This window comes from uncultured Ferrimonas sp. (genome assembly GCF_947489035.1).
Taxonomy (GTDB): domain Bacteria; phylum Pseudomonadota; class Gammaproteobacteria; order Enterobacterales; family Shewanellaceae; genus Ferrimonas.
In genome coordinates this window covers 46,078-66,140 of record NZ_CANLCI010000005.1, presented here as the reverse complement: position 1 = coordinate 66,140, position 20,063 = coordinate 46,078, and the positions used below count along the sequence as shown (strand labels likewise).

The window sequence follows — 20,063 nt, the reverse complement described above, 5'->3', positions numbered from 1 at the left end:
CATGCAACAAAGCGAACACGCCGACGCCACTCTGTTGTTGGCCGAAAATAGCCCCGCAAGCCTAGAATGGTTTGATCGCGATTGGCTAAAGCGTGGCAATAAACTCTGCGGCAATTCCGATGCCAGTGGCCGTAATCCTGCGCTGTTTTTTAAAGTGGATGGAACCGACTACGTGTTGCGTCATTACTATCGCGGCGGTTTACCGGGCAAAGTGATTGAAGACGTTTACCTTTGGTCTGGGTTGGAAAGCACTCGCGCTTACAAAGAGTTGCAGCTGTTAGAGCAGATGCAGCAGTTGGGTTTGCCCATCTGCGAGCCCGTGGCGGCCAAGTTGGATCGGCAAGGCTTCAGCTATCGCGCCGATCTGATCACCAAACGCTTAGTGGGTTGCATCGATCTGGTGGCGGCACTGCGCCAAGGGCCATTATCGGCCCAGCGGTGGCAGCAGTTGGGGCAGGTGATTGCTCAGTTTCATCAGGCTGGGGTGTGTCACGCTGATCTGAATGCGCGCAACATCATGCTGAACGACCAGCAGTTCTACCTGATTGACTTTGATCAGGGCAAGATCCGCCAGCCAGACAGCAAATGGCAACAGGCCAATTTGGCGCGATTACAACGGTCGCTGCAAAAAGAGCTGCTGCGAGTTAAAGGCTTACAGTGGCAAGAAAGCGACTGGCAACAATTGCTTAAAGGGTACCAAGCCTAACGCGGGATCGCCGCGCTGATCACATTCAGTTGGCGCTCGGTGGCGCCGCTGTTGTGTTCCACAAAGGCCAAAGCGGCGCTGCCGATGGCATCACGTCGTTGACGGTTGTCCAATAACCGCTGTAATTGGCGGGCCAAAGCGTGTTGATCGTTCACTTCGATCAGCGCGCTTTTTTGTTTTAACGCATCGCCGATGGGCTGAAAATTAAAATAGTGTGGCCCCATCAATACCGGTTTGCCAAAGGCCGCGGGCTCCAGAGGGTTGTGGCCGCCGCGTTGGATCAAGCTGCCGCCAACAAAGGCGATGTCGGTGGCGCCATACAGGGTTTTCATCTCGCCCATGGTGTCGCCAATCAGCACTTGGGTGCTGGGTTTGACCCTATCGCCACTGCTGCGTTGCTGCACCGTCAATCCCGCTTGCTGGGCTAACTGCTTCGCCTGTTCAAACTGCTCGGGGTGGCGTGGTACCAACAGCAGCAGCAGTTCAGGGTAACTCGCCAGCAGTTGCTGATGGGCGGCGATGGCTTGCTCAAACTCACCCGGGTGGGTTGAGGCGGCGATCCAGCTGGGGCGTTGACCCCACAACTGCCCCCCAAACTGCTGCGCCTGTTGGCGCTCACTGGCACCAATCTGAATATCAAACTTCAAGCTGCCGCACTCGGTTAATGCCTTGGCTGGCACGCCTAAATGCATCAAACGTTCGCCATCGGCACTGTGCTGTACCGCAACGGCATTGAGCTGCTGCAACATGGGGGTGATCACCCGAGCAAAGCGGGCATACCCTTTGGCTGAGCGTGCTGATAAGCGGGCGTTAGCGACAATCACCGGCACCTGTTGCTGGTGGCAGTGGTGAACTAAATTGGGCCACAGTTCGGTTTCCAGCAACACCACGGCTTTGGGGTTCAAATGGGCGACAAAGCGGCGCATCACCCCATTCAGATCCAGCGGTAAATAACAGTGGTGCACGCTGTCGCCCAACTGTTGTTTGACCTGCTGCGAGCCGGTAGGGGTGGTGGTGGTGACCAAAAGTGGGGTCGTGGGGTAGCGCCGCTGCAGGGCGCGGATCAACGGCAGTGCCGCTAAGGTTTCCCCCATCGACGCGCAGTGCACCACAATGGGGGCGCTCAGTTGGGGCAGCCCCATGCCAAGGCGCTCGCCAAGGCGACCGCGATAAGCGCTGCTTTTGATGGCGCGATAGCCAAGATAAAGCATTACCGCGGGGGTAAGCAGGAGCAGAAGTAAACTGTAGCTAAATCGGTTCATGAGCGGGCAATTAACACTGAATTACCCGCATCATAGTGGAGCCGCGCCCTAAGTTAAACGCTAGTGATAGGCTTTGTACCAATCGGCAAATTGCTGCAAGCCTTGGGCTAGGCTGGTGTTGGGCTTAAAGCCAACGGCTTGCTGCAGTTGTTCGGTGTCGGCGTAGGTGGTGTACACGTCGCCAGGCTGCATTGGCATCATGTTGAGCTTGGCTTTTACCCCTAAGGCGTGTTCTAGGGTCTGGATAAAGTCCAACAGCTTCACTGGCTGATGGTTGCCAATGTTGTACAGAGCGTACGGCGTGGTTGCTTCGTTATCGTAGGCGGCATTCCCTTGGCCGGCGCTTGGTACGTGCTCCAGCGTACGCAGTACCCCTTCTACGATGTCATCGATGTAGGTGAAGTCGCGGCTGAGATCGCCGTAGTTGTACACATCGATTGCTTCGCCAGCTAACAGCTTTTTAGCGAACTTAAATACCGCCATATCCGGTCGACCCCAAGGGCCATACACCGTAAAGAAGCGCAAACCGGTGATCGGCATCTGATACAGGTGGCTGTATGAATGCGCCATCAGCTCGTTGGCTTTTTTGGTGGCGGCATACAGGCTTACGGGGTGATCGACGCGATCGCCTTCGGCAAAGGGCACCTTTTTGTTCATGCCGTACACCGACGATGAGCTGGCGTACACAAGGTGCTCGACCTTGTGGTGGCGACAGCCCTCGAGGATGGTCATCATGCCGGTTAGGTTGGAATCGTTGTACGCCATCGGGTTATCAATGGAGTAACGCACCCCCGCTTGGGCGGCAAGGTGAACGACCCGTTGAAACTGATGTTGGGCAAACAGGGTAGCGATGCCGTCGCGATCGGCCAAATCCATCTCAACAAACTCAAACCGGGGCTGATCCTGAATGCGGGCTAAGCGATCGTGCTTTAAGCTCACTTGGTAATAGTCGTTCAGGTTATCCAAGCCAACCACCTCGTGGCCTTGCTCCAGTAAGCGCTCGGCAACAAAATTGCCAATAAAACCGGCAGCGCCAGTAACCAAGATTTTCATAAGTGCGATCCCAACAACAGTGACGACAGGGCGTGCCCTATCAAAAGCTTAAGAGCGGTGATGATACGCCGATGCCTAAATGAATTTAATAAGCATGGTTGATTTGTTGCGATCAGTGGCCAATAAATGCCCCACACCAGCCCCAGAGGCCAGCAGCGGCAGTGACTGATCCCGTGGCGGTTCTGGTGGCTTCCATGCTGAGTTTTTCTCACACCGCCGCATTTGGTTTTAACTTGTTGCTTTATAAGAGTATGTTTTATTTTTGAACGGCACTGATGGCCAAGCCGCTTGGTCGCGGTCGGCGCTGGCAACCGTGGCAAGGGCGGTGCTACTCTAGCGCCCATTAACTCAACTTTATGCAGTAACCCTGTAACCAACCCGCGCGGGGCGAATGGCTTGCGACAAGGATGACTACCATGAAAACCAAAGACCGCATCATCGCTGCCAGCTGCGAGCTGTTTAACGAACACGGCGAACGTGCCATCACCACCAATCACATTGCGGCGCATTTGGGGATCAGCCCCGGCAACCTGTATTACTATTTCCGCAATAAAGAGCAGATCATTCGTGCCATTTTTGATGAGTACGAAGAGTTTGTGGCGCAGGCTTACAGCAGCGAAGCGGCAAGCGATGTGCTGATGCAAGACTACCTCGACAAGATGTTTCAAGGGATGTGGCGTTTCCGCTTTGTCTACGCCAGCTTGGCCGACATTTTGGCGCGGGATCCCGAGCTGCATAAGCGTTATTTGCGTTCGCACAAGCAGGTGTTAAGCGTAGCCATTGGCAACCTGCAGCGGCTGGTTGATAACGGCACCATGCAGATGGACGCCGATATGCTGACCCCATTTGCTGAAGGCATAAAAATGGTGGTTACCTTTTGGATCAGCCACTTGTATACCCAAAACTTGGATAAGCCGATCACCGAATCGATGGTCTATCAAGGGGTGGTGCAGATCTTGGCGCTGTTTCATGGCTACATCAGCCCCGGCTTTAAGCCCGAATTTGATCGTCTGGTTGCCCACTACAGTGAGCTGGCCACCGCCCCAACCAGCGCTGCCCCCGCCGCCTGATCTGACCCAGTAAGCAAAGCAATACAGTCTGTACAGCCACCGTGAAAAATCGGTGGCTGCATTGAGCGATGCTCGGCGTTATGATGTTGCCAATTTTCGTCCCCTCGACGGTGTAAGGAATATCATGTCGACCTCAGCATTCTACCAACAGATCCGCGGCCAACTGGAGCAAGTTAAAGCGGATGGCTTGTACAAACAGGAACGGGTTATCACTACCGCCCAACAAGCGGCCATCGCGGTTACCTCTGGCGAGCAAGTGGTTAACTTCTGTGCCAACAACTACTTAGGGTTGGCTAACCACCCAGAGCTGCTGCAAGCGGCGCACGCGGGCTTAGACAGTCACGGTTTTGGCATGGCCTCAGTGCGGTTTATCTGTGGCACCCAAGATAATCACAAGGTGCTGGAAGCTAAGTTGTCGGCATTTTTGGGTACCGAAGACACCATCCTCTACTCCTCCTGTTTTGATGCCAATGCGGGCCTGTTTGAAACCCTGTTGAGCGCCGAAGACGCCATTATTTCCGACGCCTTGAACCACGCCTCCATCATTGATGGGGTGCGCCTATGTAAGGCCAAGCGTTTCCGTTACGCCAACAACAATATGGCTGAATTGGAAAGCTGCCTGCAGCAAGCCCGTGATGCCGGCGCCCGTAACATCATGATCGCCACCGATGGCGTGTTCTCGATGGATGGGGTGATTGCCAACCTGAGCGCGATCTGCGATTTGGCCGATAAGTACCATGCCTTGGTGATGGTGGATGATTCCCATGCCGTTGGCTTTGTGGGGGCGGGTGGCCGTGGTACTCACGAATACTGCCAAGTGATGGATCGGGTTGATATCATCACCGGCACCTTGGGCAAAGCCTTGGGGGGGGCTTCCGGTGGCTTTACCGCCGGCAAGAAAGAGGTGATCGACTGGTTGCGTCAGCGTTCCCGCCCATACCTGTTCTCTAACTCCTTGGCTCCGGCCATCGTCAGCGCGTCCATCCGCGTGATCGATATGATGGCCGATGGCGACGATCTGCGCGCCAAGCTGTGGGATAACGCCAACTACTTCCGCACCAAGATGAGCGCCGCAGGCTTTGAGTTAGCTGGCGCTGATCATGCCATCATCCCAGTGATGATCGGCGATGCGGCCTTGGCATCCGATTTTGCTAACCATCTGCTGGCGGAAGGGATCTACGTGATCGGCTTCTCCTTCCCGGTAGTGCCAAAAGGGGCGGCACGGATCCGTACCCAAATGTCTGCCGCTCACAGCCGTGAGCAATTGGATCATGCCATTGATGCCTTTATCCGCATTGGTCGCGATCTGGACATCATCTAAGGGGTTCTAATGAAAGCGTTATCTAAGCTGCATCCAGAACAAGGTATTTGGCAGGTCGAGGTGCCAATGCCAGAGGTAGGTCATAATGATCTGCTGATCAAAATTCGCAAAACCGCCATCTGTGGCACCGACATGCACATCTACCACTGGGATGAATGGTCGCAAAAGACCATTCCCGTGCCGATGGTGGTTGGCCACGAATACGTCGGTGAAGTGGTGGGCATGGGCCAAGAAGTAAAAGGCTTTGAGGTGGGCGATAGGGTGTCTGGCGAAGGCCACATCACCTGTGGCCATTGCCGCAACTGCCGTGGCGGTCGCACCCACTTGTGCCGCAACACCATTGGCGTTGGCGTTAACCGTCAGGGCAGCTTTGCCGAATACTTGGTGATCCCCGCCTTTAACGCTTTTAAGATCCCCGATGACATCTCTGATGAGTTGGCGTCGATCTTCGATCCCTTCGGCAATGCAGTACACACGGCGTTGTCGTTCGATCTGGTGGGCGAAGATGTGCTGATCACCGGCGCTGGCCCCATCGGCATTATGGCGGCGGCGGTGTGCAAACACGTTGGCGCCCGCCATGTGGTGATCACCGACGTCAACGAATACCGCTTGGATCTGGCCAAGAAGATGGGCGCGACCCGCACGGTAAACGTGATGGATGAGAAGCTGGAAGAGGTGATGTCAGAGCTGGGCATGACCGAAGGCTTTGATGTGGGCTTAGAGATGTCTGGGGTGCCATCGGCGTTCAATTCGATGCTGGCGACCATGAACCACGGCGGCAAAATTGCCATGCTGGGCATTCCACCGGGCGACATGGGCGTAGATTGGAACCAAGTGATTTTCAAAGGTCTGATCATCAAAGGGATTTACGGTCGTGAGATGTTTGAAACCTGGTACAAGATGGCCAGCTTGCTGCAATCCGGTTTGGATATCAGCCCAATCATCACCCACGAGTTCCCGATCGATCAGTTCCAACAAGGTTTTGATGCCATGGCATCGGGCTTGTCGGGCAAGGTGATCCTCAGCTGGGATTAATCTTGGGGCCGTTGCACTGAGTCAAAAAGCGCCGTTGCTGGCGCTTTTTTTGTGCCAGTTGCAACACAACACGTACAATGGTGCTTCGTCGTTAAGGAACAACTTATGAGTCAATATCAATGCATCTCACTGGCGCAATTTGCCCAGTTACAGCAACAAGCGATCCCAGTACAGGTGGTCGATATTCGTCAACCGGAGGTGTTTGCGCTGGGGCACATCCCAAGCGCCATCAACCTGCATCAGGGCAACGTTGATCGCTTCTTGCTGGAAGGGGAGTATGACCAGCCGGTGGTGGTGGTGTGTTACCACGGGATCAGCAGTCAAAGCGCGGCACAGTACTTGGTAGAGCAAGGCTTTGAGCAAGTGTACAGCTTGGATGGCGGCCACGACGGCTGGGCTAAACAGCAGGCGGCGAGCCCATTATGATGGTGGTCGGCGTGCTGGCTAACCCGCGTTTAGGACAAGCGCTGGTGGATTATGGCCGCAGCCAACACCTGCCATTAACGATGCAGCCAACGGAACAAGGCTATGCCATCGTCACCGATGCCGAACATTTTGCGGCGGCACAACAAGAGTTTGAACGCTTTATTGCCGAGCCGGAACACGATCGCTATTTAGCGGCGTCGTGGCACAGCGGCGATGAGCGGGTTGGCTTTGATTACGGCAGCAGCGCTGGCGGTTTTTTACAGCAGCTTAAGCACAATGCGGGGCCGTTGACGCTCACCATCTTAGCCCTGTGCATTGCCATCTGGGCTGGTTGGAATCTGGGCTTTGCCCAAACCATTTTCAATTGGGCCCATTTCCCTGCCACTTTAGCCAGCCTCAGCGACGGCCAATATTGGCGTCTGTTCACCCCCAGCTTGATCCACTTTAGCGCCGCCCATGTGGTGTTTAACCTGCTGTGGTGGTGGCAACTCGGTGGCAAGATTGAACGTCATCAAGGGGTTGGCACCCTGCTGACGTTACTGCTGGTGGCTGGCACCTTGCCTAACGTGGCGCAGTATTTCTTAGCGGGGCCGGGGTTTGGTGGCTTGTCTGGGGTGGTGTACGCCTTGGTTGGCTACTGCTGGATCAGCGGTTGGCGCGATCCGGCATCGCCATTGCTGTTGCCGAAAGCCTATATTGGCATGCTGCTGCTGTGGCTGGTGTTGGGCTTTAGCGGCTTTATGGACATGGCGAACGGCGCGCACCTTGGTGGCTTGTTGGTTGGGGTGGTGCAGGGGTTATGGGACCGCCGAGGCGATCCCATCTCGAAGTAGCCGCAGGCTCAGCGTAACGGCGCCTGAGCCGTTCACCCTTAGTCGTACAGATACTTAGTAAATAATAAGTTGGCAATCAATTCTTGGCCGGTCTCTTGCTCTAGCAGCGTATTGACCACGTCGTAGCATTCACGCCGGATCTCCTCGCGGCCAGCCAAGGATTTTATCTTTTCGGCAGATTGCTGGCCTAAGATCTCCACCACCGAGGCGCGGATCAAGGGCGCGTGGTGTTCAACCAGCTCCATGGTATTCACGTCTTTGAGCATCAGCTCTACCCCAACGCGGATGTACCCCAAACGGCGGCCGCTGCTGATGTAGTTGGTGACGATCTCTGGCTCTAGACCATAGTAACCGTAGTTGTCTTGCGTGGTGGCGGTATCCTCTGCTGATACTGAAAAAGTCAGTATTAACAGCAGCAAAGGCCACAAACGGGATTTCATCTTTTTACCCTAAGCAATTGTTTCCGTCGCTATTTTATATGATAAGCAGCAATGCTGACGACTACTCTTTTGGCTCATCGACTGCATTTGGTAGTATAAGCGCCGATGCCGCTGATAAGGACGGGTATGTACGCCTCTGAAATTGCCCAACAACCAATGATGCCAGCGCATCTTGGCCATTGGTTAACAGACAAATCGTCGCTGACACTGCGGTTAAAAACCCTGTGTCGTCGCTTTGATGTGCGCTTATTGCGTGAATGGCAAGACGTGGCCAGCTATAATGGCAACGGCTGGCTGTTGGGGGATCCTATCTGGCAGCGCGAAGTGCTGCTGTGTCTGGACGGGGTGCCGTGGGTATACGCTTTAACGGAGATCCCATTACAGACCTTAACCGACAGCGAAGTGGATTTTTCTGCGTTGGGGACTCGCCCTTTAGGTGAAGTGCTGTTCAGTCACCAAGCGATGCAACCAGGATCGCTGCTGGTAACCTATTTTGATCGGGACAGCCGGCCGGCCAACATTGCCGAACACCAAGGCCAGCCGGTATTGGCAGGGCTGTGGGGGCGCAGTCGAGACTTTACCTTGGGCGGCAACCCGCTGCGAGTCAACGAAGTATTTTTACCTTTGGCGGAACAACGGTTACGTTAGCCCGGTCTGTAGTAGTATTGGATTGACTGCGGGCATCGAGAGTGGGATTTCCCACGGTTTAGGTTCATTTTTTGTAGAGGCATTACGGTTGCTGCGATTACTCGGACTCATGCTGTTAACGCTCACCTTGGTTAGCCAAGGTGCGGTGGCGCGTGTCCATGTTACGGCCACCATGCCAATGCAGATGAGCACACACGCGATGGCTGCCGAGCCAAGTGCTGCAATGGCGCCAGAGATGACCGAAACCGATTGCCATCAGCCCGCGACGGCGAAGATGCCTTGCCACGATGCGACGCGTTTGTGCGATGGTGAATGCGGCCAGTGTTCGGTGATCCACCTGCCGCTGGCAGCGATGTTAACCCCGACGTTTGCCCTGCCTCTACAGCATCACGCTCAACCCTTCGCAGCGCTGCTGCAGCCATACCCGCTTTACCTCTGGGGCGATACCCCACCTCCAACGGCCTGATCTCCTCCACCTCACTCTAAGTTGTTGCAGTCACTACTGGCTGCAGTTGTTGATTTGATGGCGATTGCCATCGTGATGGAGAGATCCCATGTCCCAATTTTTTGTCGCCCTGATCCGTACTTTTGTGGTGTTGCTGGCGTTAAGCAGCACCAGCTCAGCCTTGGCCGCGAGCCACCACCATGCCTCGTCAATGCAGGCCAGCAGCCACGCCTGCCCGATGCACCCCAAAGTGGTTGGTCAAGCCGGCGATGATTGCCCGAAGTGCGGCATGAAGCTGGCACCGGTGACCGCAGCCAGCCACGCCTGCCCGATGCACCCCAAAGTGGTTGGTCAAGCCGGCGATGATTGCCCGAAGTGCGGCATGAAGCTGGCACCGGTGACCTCAGCCAGCCACGCCTGCCCGATGCACCCTAAAGTGGTTGGTCAAGCCGGCGATGAGTGCCCGAAGTGCGGCATGAAGCTGGCACCGGTGACCGAAGCCAGCCACGCCTGCCCAATGCATCCGAAGGTCATCGGCCAAGCTGGCGATGACTGCCCGAAGTGCGGCATGGCGTTGCAAGCGTCAGCCGCAGCCCACGGCCACGCTAAGCAGCACTGATCGAGTGGCATCGGCGCCGGTGCGCCGATGCCGTTTTCGAGGAGAAAGGTATGAATATTCACGCGCTATTAATTGTTGCGCTGCTGTTGGCGCTGCCGTCATCGGTGCTGGCGGCCGAGCCAAGCAGCACCGAGCAAGCGGCAGCGATCTACGCCTGCCCAATGCACCCAGAGCAGATCGGAGCGCTGAATGAGCGCTGCGCCATCTGCAATATGTTTCTGAATGAGCCAACAACGGCTCAGGCGCATCAAGGCCATAACCATCCCCAGCTCAGTCCGATCGCGGCCACTGCCGTGCTCGACACGGCCAGACCCAGCCTGGATCTGACCAGCCCCGCAGCAGCAAGCCTGCCGCTGGCCAGCAGCACCCAATTTGTGTGCCCGATGCACCCGCATGTGGTGGGGGAAGAAGGCGATAGTTGCCCCATTTGCGGCATGGATCTAGAGCCCATCACCGTGGGCACCGACACTGGGCAAGAGGTGGTGGTGGGGGTTTCTGGCGGCATGCAGCAAGCGCTGGCGATGCGCAGTCAACAGATCGAACGTGGCACCTTATGGCGTTACATCCGCACCCTTGGCACGGTGCAATACAACCAAGATGCCATTGCCCATATCCACACTCGAGTCAGTGGTTGGGTGGAGCAAACCAACATCAGCAACGTTGGGCAGCGCATCAAGAAAGGCGATCTGCTGTATCAGCTTTATTCGCCGGAACTGGTCACCGCCCAAGACGATTATCTGCAGGCGCTGGATTACCTTGATCAACAACAGATCCGTGGCCAAGAACTGCTGCGTAAAGCGCGCTTACGGCTGCAGCTGTTAGGCGTGGACGAGCGGGTGATCACTCAGGTAGAGCAGCAGCGTGCCAGCCTTTATCGCGTGCCATTTTACGCCCCGCAAACAGGGGTGATCAGCCAGCTGAATCTGCGCGATGGCATGTACATCCAGCCGGGGCAAACTCAGGTTGAACTGGTGGATTTAAGCAGCGTTTGGGTGATTGCCGATGTGTTTGAAAACGAGCAAAGCTGGTTAGAAGTCGGCCGCTTTGCGGACGTTACCGCCAGTGCCCAAGGGGTGTTTGCCCGAGAGGGGGTGATCGACTACATCTACCCAGAATTGGACGCCGTTACCCGCGCCATGCAGGTGCGAGTGAAGCTGGATAACGCCGATGAAGTGCTGCGCCCGGGCTCGCTGGTTGAGGTTGAACTCTATGGTGGGCCGCGTCGAAACTTATTGCTGCTGCCAACCGAAGCGTTGATCCAAACTGGCCGAGAGAATCGGGTGGTGGTGCAGCGCGGCGACAACCAATTTAGCTCAGTGGCGGTGACCTTAGGGATGATCAGCCAAGGCAAAGCGGAAGTGCTTGAAGGCTTACAAGAAGGCGACAAAGTGGTGACTTCCGGCCAGTTCCTGCTGGACTCTGAAGCCTCCATCCAAGGCAGCCTACGTCGATTAAGTGGCGCGGCCAGCGTCGAACACAATGGCCATGACCATTAAGGGGGCAAGATGTTAGCAACCATTATTCGTGCCTCTTTGCGTCAGCGGATGCTGGTCTTGGTGGTAACCGCACTGGTGGCGCTGGTTGGCTGGCAGGCGATGCGCTCAACCCCACTGGATGCGTTGCCGGATCTGTCCGATGTGCAGGTGATCATCAAAACCGCTTACCCAGGGCAAGCGCCGCAGTTGGTGGAAGATCAGATCACCTACCCACTTTCCAGCGCGATGCTGGCGGTGCCCGGCGCCAAAACCGTGCGCGGCTTTTCGATGTTTGGCGACTCCTTTGTGTACGTTATTTTTGAAGATGGCACCGACATCTACTGGGCGCGCTCGCGGGTATTAGAGTACCTGTCGCAGATCCAAGCGCAGTTGCCCGATGGGGTGACGCCGGCGTTGGGGCCAGACGCCTCTGGGGTGGGGTGGGTGTTCCAATACGCCTTGGTCGACACCAGTGGTCAGCACGATCTGGCGCAGCTGCGATCGCTGCAAGATTGGTTCTTAAAGCTGGAGCTGCAAAGCGTGGCTGGGGTGTCCGAAGTGGCCACCGTCGGCGGCATGGAGCTGGCTTATCAGGTGGTGGTGGATCCGCATAAATTGGCGCTGTATCGGCTGGATCTGATGGCGGTGCGCAACGCGCTCGATAACGCCAACGCCGCCGTAGGGGGCTCGGTGCTGGAGATGGCGGAAGCGGAGTACATGATCACCGCGTCGGGCTATCGGCAAACCCTAGCCGACTTTGCTGAGATCCCATTGGGGGTGTTGTCCGACGCCGGCACGCCGGTGTTGATGAAGGATGTGGCTACGGTTCGCACCGGTCCTGCCGCCCGTCGTGGCATTGCCGAGCTGGATGGCCAAGGCGAAGTCGTGGGCGGCATTGTGGTGATGCGTTTTGGGGAAAACGCCTTAGCCACCATTGATAACATCAAAGCCAAATTGCAGCAGATCGAAGCTGGATTGCCACCTGGTGTGGAACTTCGCATCACGTACGACCGCTCTGAATTGATCCTGCGCTCGGTGGATAACCTGAAAGGTAAAGTGCTGGAAGAGATGCTGGTGGTGGCGTTGGTGTGCCTGCTGTTTCTGCTGCATGCCCGTTCTACCTTGGTGGCGGTGATCTCATTGCCCTTGGCGATCCTCATCAGTTTTATCGCCATGAACGCCGTTGGCGTTAACGCCAATATCATGAGCCTTGGCGGCATTGCCATTGCGATAGGGGCGGTGGTGGATGCCGCCATTGTGATGGTTGAAAACGCCCATAAGCACTTAGAGCATTACCGTGCTGAGCATGGCCACGATGCCCGCGGTGCCGAGCATTGGCAGTTGATCCAAACCGCCGCCATCGAGGTCGGGCCGGCGCTGTTTTTCAGTTTGTTGATCATCACATTAAGCTTTGTGCCGGTGTTTGCTCTAGAGGCGCAAGAGGGACGTTTGTTCCACCCACTGGCTTACACCAAAACCTTTGCCATGGCGGCTTCGGCGCTGCTGGCGATCACCCTGATCCCAGTGCTGATGGGCTATTTTGTGCGCGGCAAGATCCCATCAGAGCGAAAAAATCCCATCAGCCGAGTGTTGATCAGTCTGTATCAACCGACGTTACAGGCGGTGCTGCGGTTTCCTAAGGTAACGCTGTTGTTGGCTTTGTTGGCGTTGGGATCGGCCTCTTATCCGCTGTCGCAACTGGGCAGTGAGTTTATGCCCGAGCTGGAAGAGGGCGATCTGCTGTACATGCCCACCACGCTGCCGGGGCTCAGTGCCGGTAAGGCGGCGGAGATCTTGCAGCAGACCGATCGGCTGATCAAAACCATTCCCGAAGTAAAGCGGGTGTTTGGCAAGGTGGGGCGCGCCGATACCGCCACCGATCCAGCGCCGTTAACGATGCTGGAAACCACCATCATGTTGAAGCCGCAAGCCCAGTGGCGCGCTGGTTACACCATTGATGACGTGATTGCCGAGCTGCAACAAACGGTGCGAGTGCCGGGGATCACCAACGCCTGGGTACAGCCGATCAAAACCCGCATCGACATGCTTTCTACCGGGGTAAGAACGCCAGTAGGGATCAAGATCTCTGGGGCTAATGTGCAGGAATTAGAGCGCATTGGCGGCGAAATAGAAGCAATTGTGAGTAAGTTACCGGGAACGCGTTCGGCCTTTGCCCAGCGCACCGGCGGCGGTCGCTACATCGACATTACTCCGGATCTGACCGCTGCGGCGCGTTACGGCATGACCTTAGCGCAGGTGCAAGATGTGGTGCAGCTGGCCATTGGCGGCATGACCGTGGGCGAGTCGGTGCAGGGGCAAGAACGCTACCCCATCAATATTCGCTATCCGCGAGAGCTGCGGGACGACATCCATAAGCTGAAGACGCTGCCGGTGCTAACCCAATCCGGCAAGTATGTGCCGCTGGCTAACCTCGCCACACTAAGCTTGCGCGATGGTGCGCCGATGCTCGGCAGTGAAAACGGTCGGCTGATCTCGTGGGTGTTTGTTGATATTGATTCGGTGTCGATTGGCGAGTACATCAACGCCGCCCAAACGGCACTGGATCAGCAGCTGTCGTTGCCACCGCGCTACAGCGTGAGCTTTGCTGGTCAGTATGAATACATGCAGCGAGTTGAGGCGAAGTTAACCCTGCTGGTGCCACTGATGCTGGGGGTGATCCTGCTGTTGCTGATCTTAACCTTTAATTCGTTGTCGCAAGCGTTGGTGATCATGCTCAGTTTGCCGTTTGCCTTGGTGGGCAGTGCGTGGTTGCTGTGGCAGCTGGGGATCAACCTGTCGGTGGCGGTGGCGGTGGGAATGATCGCGCTGGCCGGAGTGGCAGCTGAATTTGGGGTGGTGATGCAGGTGTATCTGAATAATGCCATGGCGGCGCGGCAGCAGGCCGGTACGCTGCAAACCGAAGCGGATCTGCGCGCGGCGTTGCTGGAGGGGGCGGTGATGCGGATCCGACCTAAGGCGATGACGGTGGCCACCATCTTCTTTGGCTTGCTGCCGATCATGTGGGGCAGTGGCAGTGGTAACGAGGTGATGCAAAAGATCGCGGCGCCGATGGTGGGTGGCATGATCACCGCGCCGCTGTTATCGCTGTTTGTGATCCCAGCCATTTACCTGATGCTGTATCGACGTGGCTTAAAGCAGCAGTAATCCCCCACAGCAAAGTCGCCAGTGAGAGCATTGTGCAGGCAGCATATTGAATCGCGGTGGTGGCGATAGCAGCGATAACAATGCGTCTGTTGTCATGCGCTAACAACACCAACCCAACGGGGTTGGTGTTTTTTTTGGGCGTCGCCGTTGATGGCTAAAAAATTTACTGCTCTAACGCCTGCTTGGCTTTTTCTTTGCCTTCTTCTAGGGCATCGGCGGCGGCTTCGGTGGCCTGCTCTAACGCATCGGCGGCTTCGTTTTTGGCATCACCTAAAGCATCTACCGCGGCATCGGCTGCTTCATCTACGGCATCTTCGGCCAGATCTTTGGCCTCATCTAGGGCATCGTGAGCAGCGGCGCTGGCGTCATCGATAACGGCCAGTGTGGCCGCTTTAACGTCGTTTGCCTGTTGTTCCATTTGCTGTTCGCTGCAGCCGATCAAAAGTAAGCAACCGATGGCAGCCAAAGTGAGTTTGTTCATGGTTGGGGATCTCATACTACGTGAAGCGCTGCAGTGTACCGTGGGCAGAAACCGCCTGCGAACACTATGGCGGATCTCCTGTGGGTAAATGTGTTGAAAACCCATTTTAAAGTGCGCTTTAGCAGGATACTCTTTGTATACAAAATGGACAGTGGCTTTGGCGTTGTTGCTGCATTACTGAGCGTTGTTGATCAGTGGTCACCGTTAAACGGCGAAACAGATAAGGATATCCTGATGTATGGAATAGAGGTTCTAGCACTAGTACTGGTGGGATTTGCACTGATATTGCTGCTAACTGGGGTGAAAATTGTGCCTCAGGGTTATCAATACACGGTGGAACGGTTTGGCAAATTTACCCGAGTGCTGCGCCCGGGATTAACGGTGATCATCCCGTTTGTGGATAACATTGGCCATAAGCAAAATATCATGGAGCAAGTTCTCGATATTTTGCCGCAAGAGGTGATCTCCTCCGATAACGCGCAGGTGACCACCGATGCGGTGTGTTTCTTTCAAGTGCAAGATCCGGTTAAGGCCTCGTACGAGGTCAACAATCTGGAACTGGCGATGCAAAACTTGGTGATGACCAACATTCGTGCGGTGCTGGGGTCGATGGAGCTGGATGAGATGCTGTCGAATCGAGATCGGATCAACGCCGAGCTGCTGATCAAAGTGGATGAAGCCACCGATCCTTGGGGGGTGAAAGTCACCCGCATCGAAATTCGCGACATCAGCCCGCCGCAAGATCTGGTGGATGCGATGGCACGGCAGATGAAGGCGGAGCGAGAAAAGCGCGCGTCGATTTTGGAGGCCGAAGGCGAACGGGAAGCGGCGATTAAGGTGGCCGAAGGGCAGAAGCAGTCGGAGATCTTAAAAGCGGAAGGGCAGCTCGAAGCCGCCAAACGCGAAGCCGAAGCGCGCGAACGCTTAGCGGAAGCTGAAGCGAATGCCACTAGCATGGTGTCGAAGGCGATTGCCGAAGGGGATAACCGCGCCATCAATTACTTTGTGGCTCAAAAGTACGTGGAAGCCCTGCAAACCGTTGGCAGTGCTGAAAACAGTAAGGTGATTATGATGCCGCTGGAAGCCAGCAATGTGATTGGTTCGGTCGCGGGCATTGCCGAACTGTTTAAAACGGAGCAACCAAAACCATGATGGAGTGGTTAGCGCAATTGCAGCCATGGCACTGGATCGTTTTATGTTTGGTGTTGCTGGCGTTAGAGGCGCTGGGTACTGGTGGGTTCTTGCTGGGGGCGGCAGCAGCAGCGGGGACCGTGGCTACCATGCTGTGGCTGTTGGCCGATCTCAGTTGGGCCGGGCAGCTGATCGCCTTTGCGGTGGCCACCTTGGTGTACAGCGTGGCCTATTGGCGGCTGTTTCGACACTACAACGAACAGACCGAACAGCCTCAGCTGAATGATCGCGCCAGCCAATTGATCGGTCGCCGTTGGTCGTTGGCGGAAGCCTTGCCCGAAGGCGAGAGCCGAGTGCAGATCGGCGATACTTTCTGGCGGGCTCGGTGCGCCGCTCCCCTTGCCGTGGGCACCTTGGTTGAGGTGATCGACAGTGATGGCATGGTGCTGCTGTTGGCTGCGGTCAACCCCAAGGGATAGCATCAGAAGCGGTTCAGGCACGGCTAACCGTTGGCTGTCAGGCTTTGCAAAAACTGAAAAGGCTCGCTGTCACTGATCGCGGGCTTTTTCATTTTTCCGGCCAAATAGCGTTGCGAGAACACCTGAAAATAGGCGTCTAAAACGTTGGCGTTGTCGGTTTCACCGGCCAGTGCCAACACCTGCGCCGCCACTTCAGCGGTGGCCAGCTGATGATCGTGGGCGGCGCTGCGAAGTTGATAACGACTGAGCGCCTCTGGGCTGATCGACAGCACCGGAATGGTCGACAGATAGTCGCTTTGGAACATCTTGCGGGCTTGCTTCCAGGTGGCATCCAGTAAAATCAGCAGCGGCGTTTTGTTGCTGTGCATCGGAAGAGTGTCATGCACTCGTTCTGGCGCACTGTATTGGCCCGGGAAAACCAGATATGGCTGATATTGCGGATCTTGGAGTAAGGCCAGCAGCGCGGCTTCTGGCTCGGTGCGGCTCCAACTAAAGGCGCTGGTCGTTGGCAGAATTTCAGCAATTAAGCGGCCCGTGTTGGTGGGCTTCAGTGGCTCTTTCGGGTGCATCAGCAAACAAAACTGCAACTGGCTTTGCTGTGGTCGTGCCCATTGGCAGCAACAATGGCTGGCGGCAATTTGGCAGCGCGGGCAGCGAACAACCGTAGCACCACGGGCGTTAAAGGGGCGGGTGGATAGCGCCAACCGCTGCTGGCGCAGGGTTAACACGGCATTGGGGTGTTGTGGTTTCATGGCGTACTGCAATAAAAAAGGCGGGGAAACCCCGCCTTGGAACTTTAGCGTGATAGGCGCAGTTTAGTTGGCCTGTGTAATGCTGTTATAAACCGGTGCGGCCACCAGCGACAGCACCAGTTCGCTCATCTGCGCGACTTTCGCGTGATCGCCTTCTTCCCCTAACAAGCCCAACTCTTTGAGCTTATTGGTGGTGATGTTGAACAGCTTCTTATCAAAGAATTCCGGCGCGCTGATCCCATGCAGTTTCGACATGTGTTCAGCGAGTTTTTGGCTCTCTTTCTCTAAGGTGCCTCGCTCAATCTGCGGCTCTTGCTGCAAGCGAGACAATACCATGGCGTAACGCTGCATGGTTTCCTGCACTTGGCTGGCCATGTTCAGCAGTTCGGCGCGATGTTCGCTGCATGGGCTGATCAGTTCGTCGTGCTGCTGCAGCAACTGCTGATGCAACAGTTCGTTGATGATGCCGTTGAGGTAGTTATCCAGCTCGGCGGTTTCAAGGCCGATAAACAGTTCTGCTTGTAACAGTGGGAACAGGCTGTGGATCTGGGTAAGCAACTGCTGGCGGGGTTGTGCCCCTTGGCGCAGCAGCAAGCTGGCGATCAACGCCGGCAACACCAACAGGTGCTGTGAGCTGTTGCGGTAGTAGGTCATGGTAACGGCCGCGCCATCAAAGATGCGGATGATCTCGGTCAGGCTGTCGCCATCCACTTGGAACTTGTCCAGATCCAGCACATGCTGCAAGACGCTTTTGCCGTCGCCTTCTGGCACGGTGGCGCGGCTGGTGTAAGGCACCGCCCGCAACAGATCCAGATAGATGTCTAACTGCCGTTCGAGCGAATTCCGATCCATGGCGTGTTGATCGGTTGCCAGCAAAATTGAGGCAGTTAACGTCATCGCACTGGCGGCGGCGGCATCGTTGATGTTGCACATCAGTTGATTGGCCAGTTGGTTCACCATTGGGGTCATCCACTTCTGGCGCAAGTTGCCATCGGCCACTTGGGTGCGCCAATCCGGCTGGGTTTTATTCAGGAATTGATGCACCGCAATCGGTTCGCCAAAATTAACGTAGCCTTTGCCGTAGTTGCGTAGCTTGCGAATGGCTGAGAACACCTGCCACGCGCTCTCTTTCTCTTTTTTCTTACCTTTTAATTCTTTGTGGTAAGAGTTCACTTCCATGACGTGATCGTAGCCAAGGTACACCGGCACCATGGTGACCGGGCGTTCCAGCCCGCGCATCACGCTGTTTACGGTCATGGCGATCATGCCGGTTTTGGCTGGCAGCAAGCGGCCAGTACGTGAACGACCCCCTTCACAGAAGTATTCCACCGAATAGCCACGCTTAAACAGCTGATCCAAGTATTCACGGAAGATGGTGGAGTAGAGTTTATTGCCTTTAAATGAACGGCGAATAAAGAACGCACCGCCACGACGGAAGATAGGCCCGGCTGGCCAGAAGTTTAAGTTCACCCCAGCGGCAATGTGTGGCGCAACCAAGCCTTGCTTATAGATCACGTAGCTCAGCAGCAGGTAATCCATGTGTGACCGGTGGCAAGGTACATAGACAATTTCGTGGCCATCTTGCGCCAGCTGTCGCACTTGCTCAGCACCGCGCACATTAATGCCGTTGTAGAGCTTGTTCCACAACCACGTCAGTAAGCGATCGCCAATGCGGAACAGTTTGTCGGAATAATCGGCGGCGATCTCGTCCAAGATTTTATGCGCGTTTTTACGTGCTTCTTGTTCTGAGATCTCTTTGCTGCGCGCTTCTTCAGCGATCGCTTCTTTGATCACTTCCGAGTTAAGCAAGCTGCGGAACAGGGCGTTACGATCCGGCAACTTAGGGCCTGTGGCAACGGTGCGTTGGCGCCCAAAGTGAACCCGGGCCACGCGCGCCAGCTTCGACGCGATGGCGCTGTCGCTGCCCCGTTGTTCCGCCATGTAGCGCATCGATACCGCACGGGAGAAACGGATAAAGTTGTCGCGCCCCAGCATCGCCACAATCAACGATTTACGCAGCCAAGTTGGCTTGTCGTCGGCCAGAATGGTGGCGCTCACGCTCTCCTCTTTACCTGGGTCACGGCCCCAAAGCAGGCTGACTGGGATCACTTGCACATCCAGTTGTGGATTGCTTTTATGCAGCGCCAACAGGTGTTCAAACGGCCCTTGGAAATCGCTTTCGCGGGAGTTAAAGCCAAACAGCCCTTTGGCTGGCGACAGTGCCACCAAACGCGGCACAGACGTGCCATCAATCTCCAGTGGATCAAACGGGCTTGGCAGACCGAGTTTGGTGCAACACTCGTGCAGCGCCAAACGATCAGAGAAGGAGTTTTGCGGCAATACATAGACGATAGGACGGGATAGGTCGAAATCCAGTTCTTGGATCGGCTGTTCAGGAATAGGCTGACTTTGGACCATCAACCGCTGCACCCAACTGACGGGTTGCTGCCAATGGTTCAGGCTGGAAGTACTCACGCGGCTCGCTTCTCTGCAAAAAGTTTCAAATTGGCGCTGAGTTTACACCCATTGACGAGCAGAGGCAGCAGCAAGGGTCGAAACTCCCGCAAGAGTTGCGTTTCCACTGCGGCTTGAGGCGCTAACCCCTGAGTTTTCTTCAAATTGTTGCCAACTGCAGCCAGAAAACTTGGCTTTTGCTGTTGAAATCATCAACAACCTGTATATGATTACAGTATATTCACTGTATGAATAAACAGGTATTTAA

Annotated in this window: 19 protein-coding genes; 13 read left to right on the top strand and 6 right to left on the bottom strand. The window is 55.8% G+C overall.

Features of this window, described 5'->3' with window-relative positions; all coding sequences use genetic code 11:
- Window position 1 precedes the first annotated feature (1 nt).
- Window positions 2-706 (top strand): 3-deoxy-D-manno-octulosonic acid kinase, encoded by a 705-nt coding sequence (locus tag Q0796_RS04765; protein WP_298440705.1) that lies wholly within the window; start codon window positions 2-4, stop codon window positions 704-706.
- Here the strand turns inward: Q0796_RS04765 and waaA are convergent.
- Window positions 703-1,968 carry a lipid IV(A) 3-deoxy-D-manno-octulosonic acid transferase gene (waaA, locus tag Q0796_RS04760; RefSeq protein ID WP_298440704.1) on the bottom strand — a complete coding sequence of 422 codons (1,266 nt, stop codon included), beginning with the start codon at window positions 1,966-1,968 and terminating at the stop codon, window positions 703-705. The genes Q0796_RS04765 and waaA overlap by 4 nt on opposite strands.
- Window positions 1,969-2,028: 60 nt before the next feature.
- Window positions 2,029-3,021, bottom strand: a complete 993-nt coding sequence (locus Q0796_RS04755; protein ID WP_298440703.1) for an NAD-dependent epimerase — start codon at window positions 3,019-3,021, stop codon at window positions 2,029-2,031.
- Window positions 3,022-3,437: 416 nt separating this feature from the next.
- On the opposite strand from Q0796_RS04755, the gene Q0796_RS04750 reads away from it, so the two are divergent.
- The 5 genes from Q0796_RS04750 (at window position 3,438) to glpG (ending at window position 7,706) form a co-directional block, all read left to right on the top strand.
- The gene (locus tag Q0796_RS04750; protein WP_298440701.1) at window positions 3,438-4,091 is read left to right on the top strand and encodes a TetR/AcrR family transcriptional regulator; all 654 of its coding nucleotides are present in this window, start codon (window positions 3,438-3,440) and stop codon (window positions 4,089-4,091) included.
- Window positions 4,092-4,215: 124 nt separating this feature from the next.
- Window positions 4,216-5,412 carry a glycine C-acetyltransferase gene (locus Q0796_RS04745; RefSeq protein WP_298440699.1) on the top strand — a complete coding sequence of 399 codons (1,197 nt, stop codon included), beginning with the start codon at window positions 4,216-4,218 and terminating at the stop codon, window positions 5,410-5,412.
- A 9-nt stretch (window positions 5,413-5,421) separates the two neighbouring features.
- A complete protein-coding gene (tdh, locus tag Q0796_RS04740) occupies window positions 5,422-6,447 on the top strand; it encodes an L-threonine 3-dehydrogenase (RefSeq protein WP_298440697.1) in 1,026 nt (341 codons plus the stop codon).
- Between the two features lie 105 nt (window positions 6,448-6,552).
- Window positions 6,553-6,873: a thiosulfate sulfurtransferase GlpE gene (gene glpE, locus Q0796_RS04735; RefSeq protein WP_298440696.1), complete on the top strand. Its 321-nt coding sequence runs from the start codon at window positions 6,553-6,555 to the stop codon at window positions 6,871-6,873.
- On the top strand, window positions 6,870-7,706 hold the full coding sequence (gene glpG, locus Q0796_RS04730; RefSeq protein ID WP_298440694.1) for a rhomboid family intramembrane serine protease GlpG: 837 nt from the start codon (window positions 6,870-6,872) through the stop codon (window positions 7,704-7,706). Before glpE ends, glpG begins: the two co-directional genes overlap by 4 nt.
- A 38-nt stretch (window positions 7,707-7,744) precedes the next feature.
- On the opposite strand, the gene Q0796_RS04725 is transcribed toward glpG, so the two are convergent.
- Window positions 7,745-8,146, bottom strand: a complete 402-nt coding sequence (locus Q0796_RS04725; protein ID WP_298440692.1) for a flagellar basal body-associated protein FliL — start codon at window positions 8,144-8,146, stop codon at window positions 7,745-7,747.
- A 126-nt stretch (window positions 8,147-8,272) separates the two neighbouring features.
- Here Q0796_RS04725 and Q0796_RS04720 point away from each other — a divergent pair, with 126 nt between their 5' ends.
- The 5 genes from Q0796_RS04720 (at window position 8,273) to Q0796_RS04700 (ending at window position 14,498) form a co-directional block, all read left to right on the top strand.
- Window positions 8,273-8,794, top strand: a complete 522-nt coding sequence (locus Q0796_RS04720; RefSeq protein ID WP_298440690.1) for a chorismate lyase — start codon at window positions 8,273-8,275, stop codon at window positions 8,792-8,794.
- 109 nt (window positions 8,795-8,903) lie between these two features.
- The gene (locus Q0796_RS04715) at window positions 8,904-9,260 is read left to right on the top strand and encodes a hypothetical protein (protein ID WP_298440688.1); all 357 of its coding nucleotides are present in this window, start codon (window positions 8,904-8,906) and stop codon (window positions 9,258-9,260) included.
- Between the two features lie 88 nt (window positions 9,261-9,348).
- Entirely contained in the window at window positions 9,349-9,858 is a 510-nt protein-coding gene (locus Q0796_RS04710; RefSeq protein ID WP_298440685.1) for a heavy metal-binding domain-containing protein, read from the top strand.
- A gap of 50 nt (window positions 9,859-9,908) precedes the next feature.
- On the top strand, window positions 9,909-11,354 hold the full coding sequence (locus Q0796_RS04705; RefSeq protein WP_298440683.1) for an efflux RND transporter periplasmic adaptor subunit: 1,446 nt from the start codon (window positions 9,909-9,911) through the stop codon (window positions 11,352-11,354).
- Between the two features lie 9 nt (window positions 11,355-11,363).
- On the top strand, window positions 11,364-14,498 hold the full coding sequence (locus tag Q0796_RS04700; protein ID WP_298440681.1) for a CusA/CzcA family heavy metal efflux RND transporter: 3,135 nt from the start codon (window positions 11,364-11,366) through the stop codon (window positions 14,496-14,498).
- A gap of 163 nt (window positions 14,499-14,661) precedes the next feature.
- Here Q0796_RS04700 and Q0796_RS04695 read toward each other — a convergent pair whose 3' ends face one another.
- Window positions 14,662-14,979 (bottom strand): hypothetical protein, encoded by a 318-nt coding sequence (locus Q0796_RS04695; RefSeq protein WP_298440680.1) that lies wholly within the window; start codon window positions 14,977-14,979, stop codon window positions 14,662-14,664.
- Window positions 14,980-15,213: 234 nt separating this feature from the next.
- Between Q0796_RS04695 and Q0796_RS04690 the strand changes: the two genes are divergently transcribed.
- Entirely contained in the window at window positions 15,214-16,131 is a 918-nt protein-coding gene (locus Q0796_RS04690) for an SPFH domain-containing protein (protein ID WP_298440678.1), read from the top strand.
- The gene (locus Q0796_RS04685; protein WP_298440676.1) at window positions 16,128-16,589 is read left to right on the top strand and encodes an NfeD family protein; all 462 of its coding nucleotides are present in this window, start codon (window positions 16,128-16,130) and stop codon (window positions 16,587-16,589) included. The genes Q0796_RS04690 and Q0796_RS04685 overlap by 4 nt, the downstream gene beginning before the upstream one ends.
- Window positions 16,590-16,612: 23 nt before the next feature.
- On the opposite strand, the gene Q0796_RS04680 is transcribed toward Q0796_RS04685, so the two are convergent.
- Window positions 16,613-17,341, bottom strand: coding sequence for a tRNA-uridine aminocarboxypropyltransferase (locus Q0796_RS04680; RefSeq protein ID WP_298440675.1), 729 nt, complete (start codon window positions 17,339-17,341; stop codon window positions 16,613-16,615).
- A gap of 63 nt (window positions 17,342-17,404) precedes the next feature.
- Window positions 17,405-19,816, bottom strand: a complete 2,412-nt coding sequence (plsB, locus tag Q0796_RS04675; RefSeq protein ID WP_298440674.1) for a glycerol-3-phosphate 1-O-acyltransferase PlsB — start codon at window positions 19,814-19,816, stop codon at window positions 17,405-17,407.
- Window positions 19,817-20,063 lie beyond the last annotated feature (247 nt).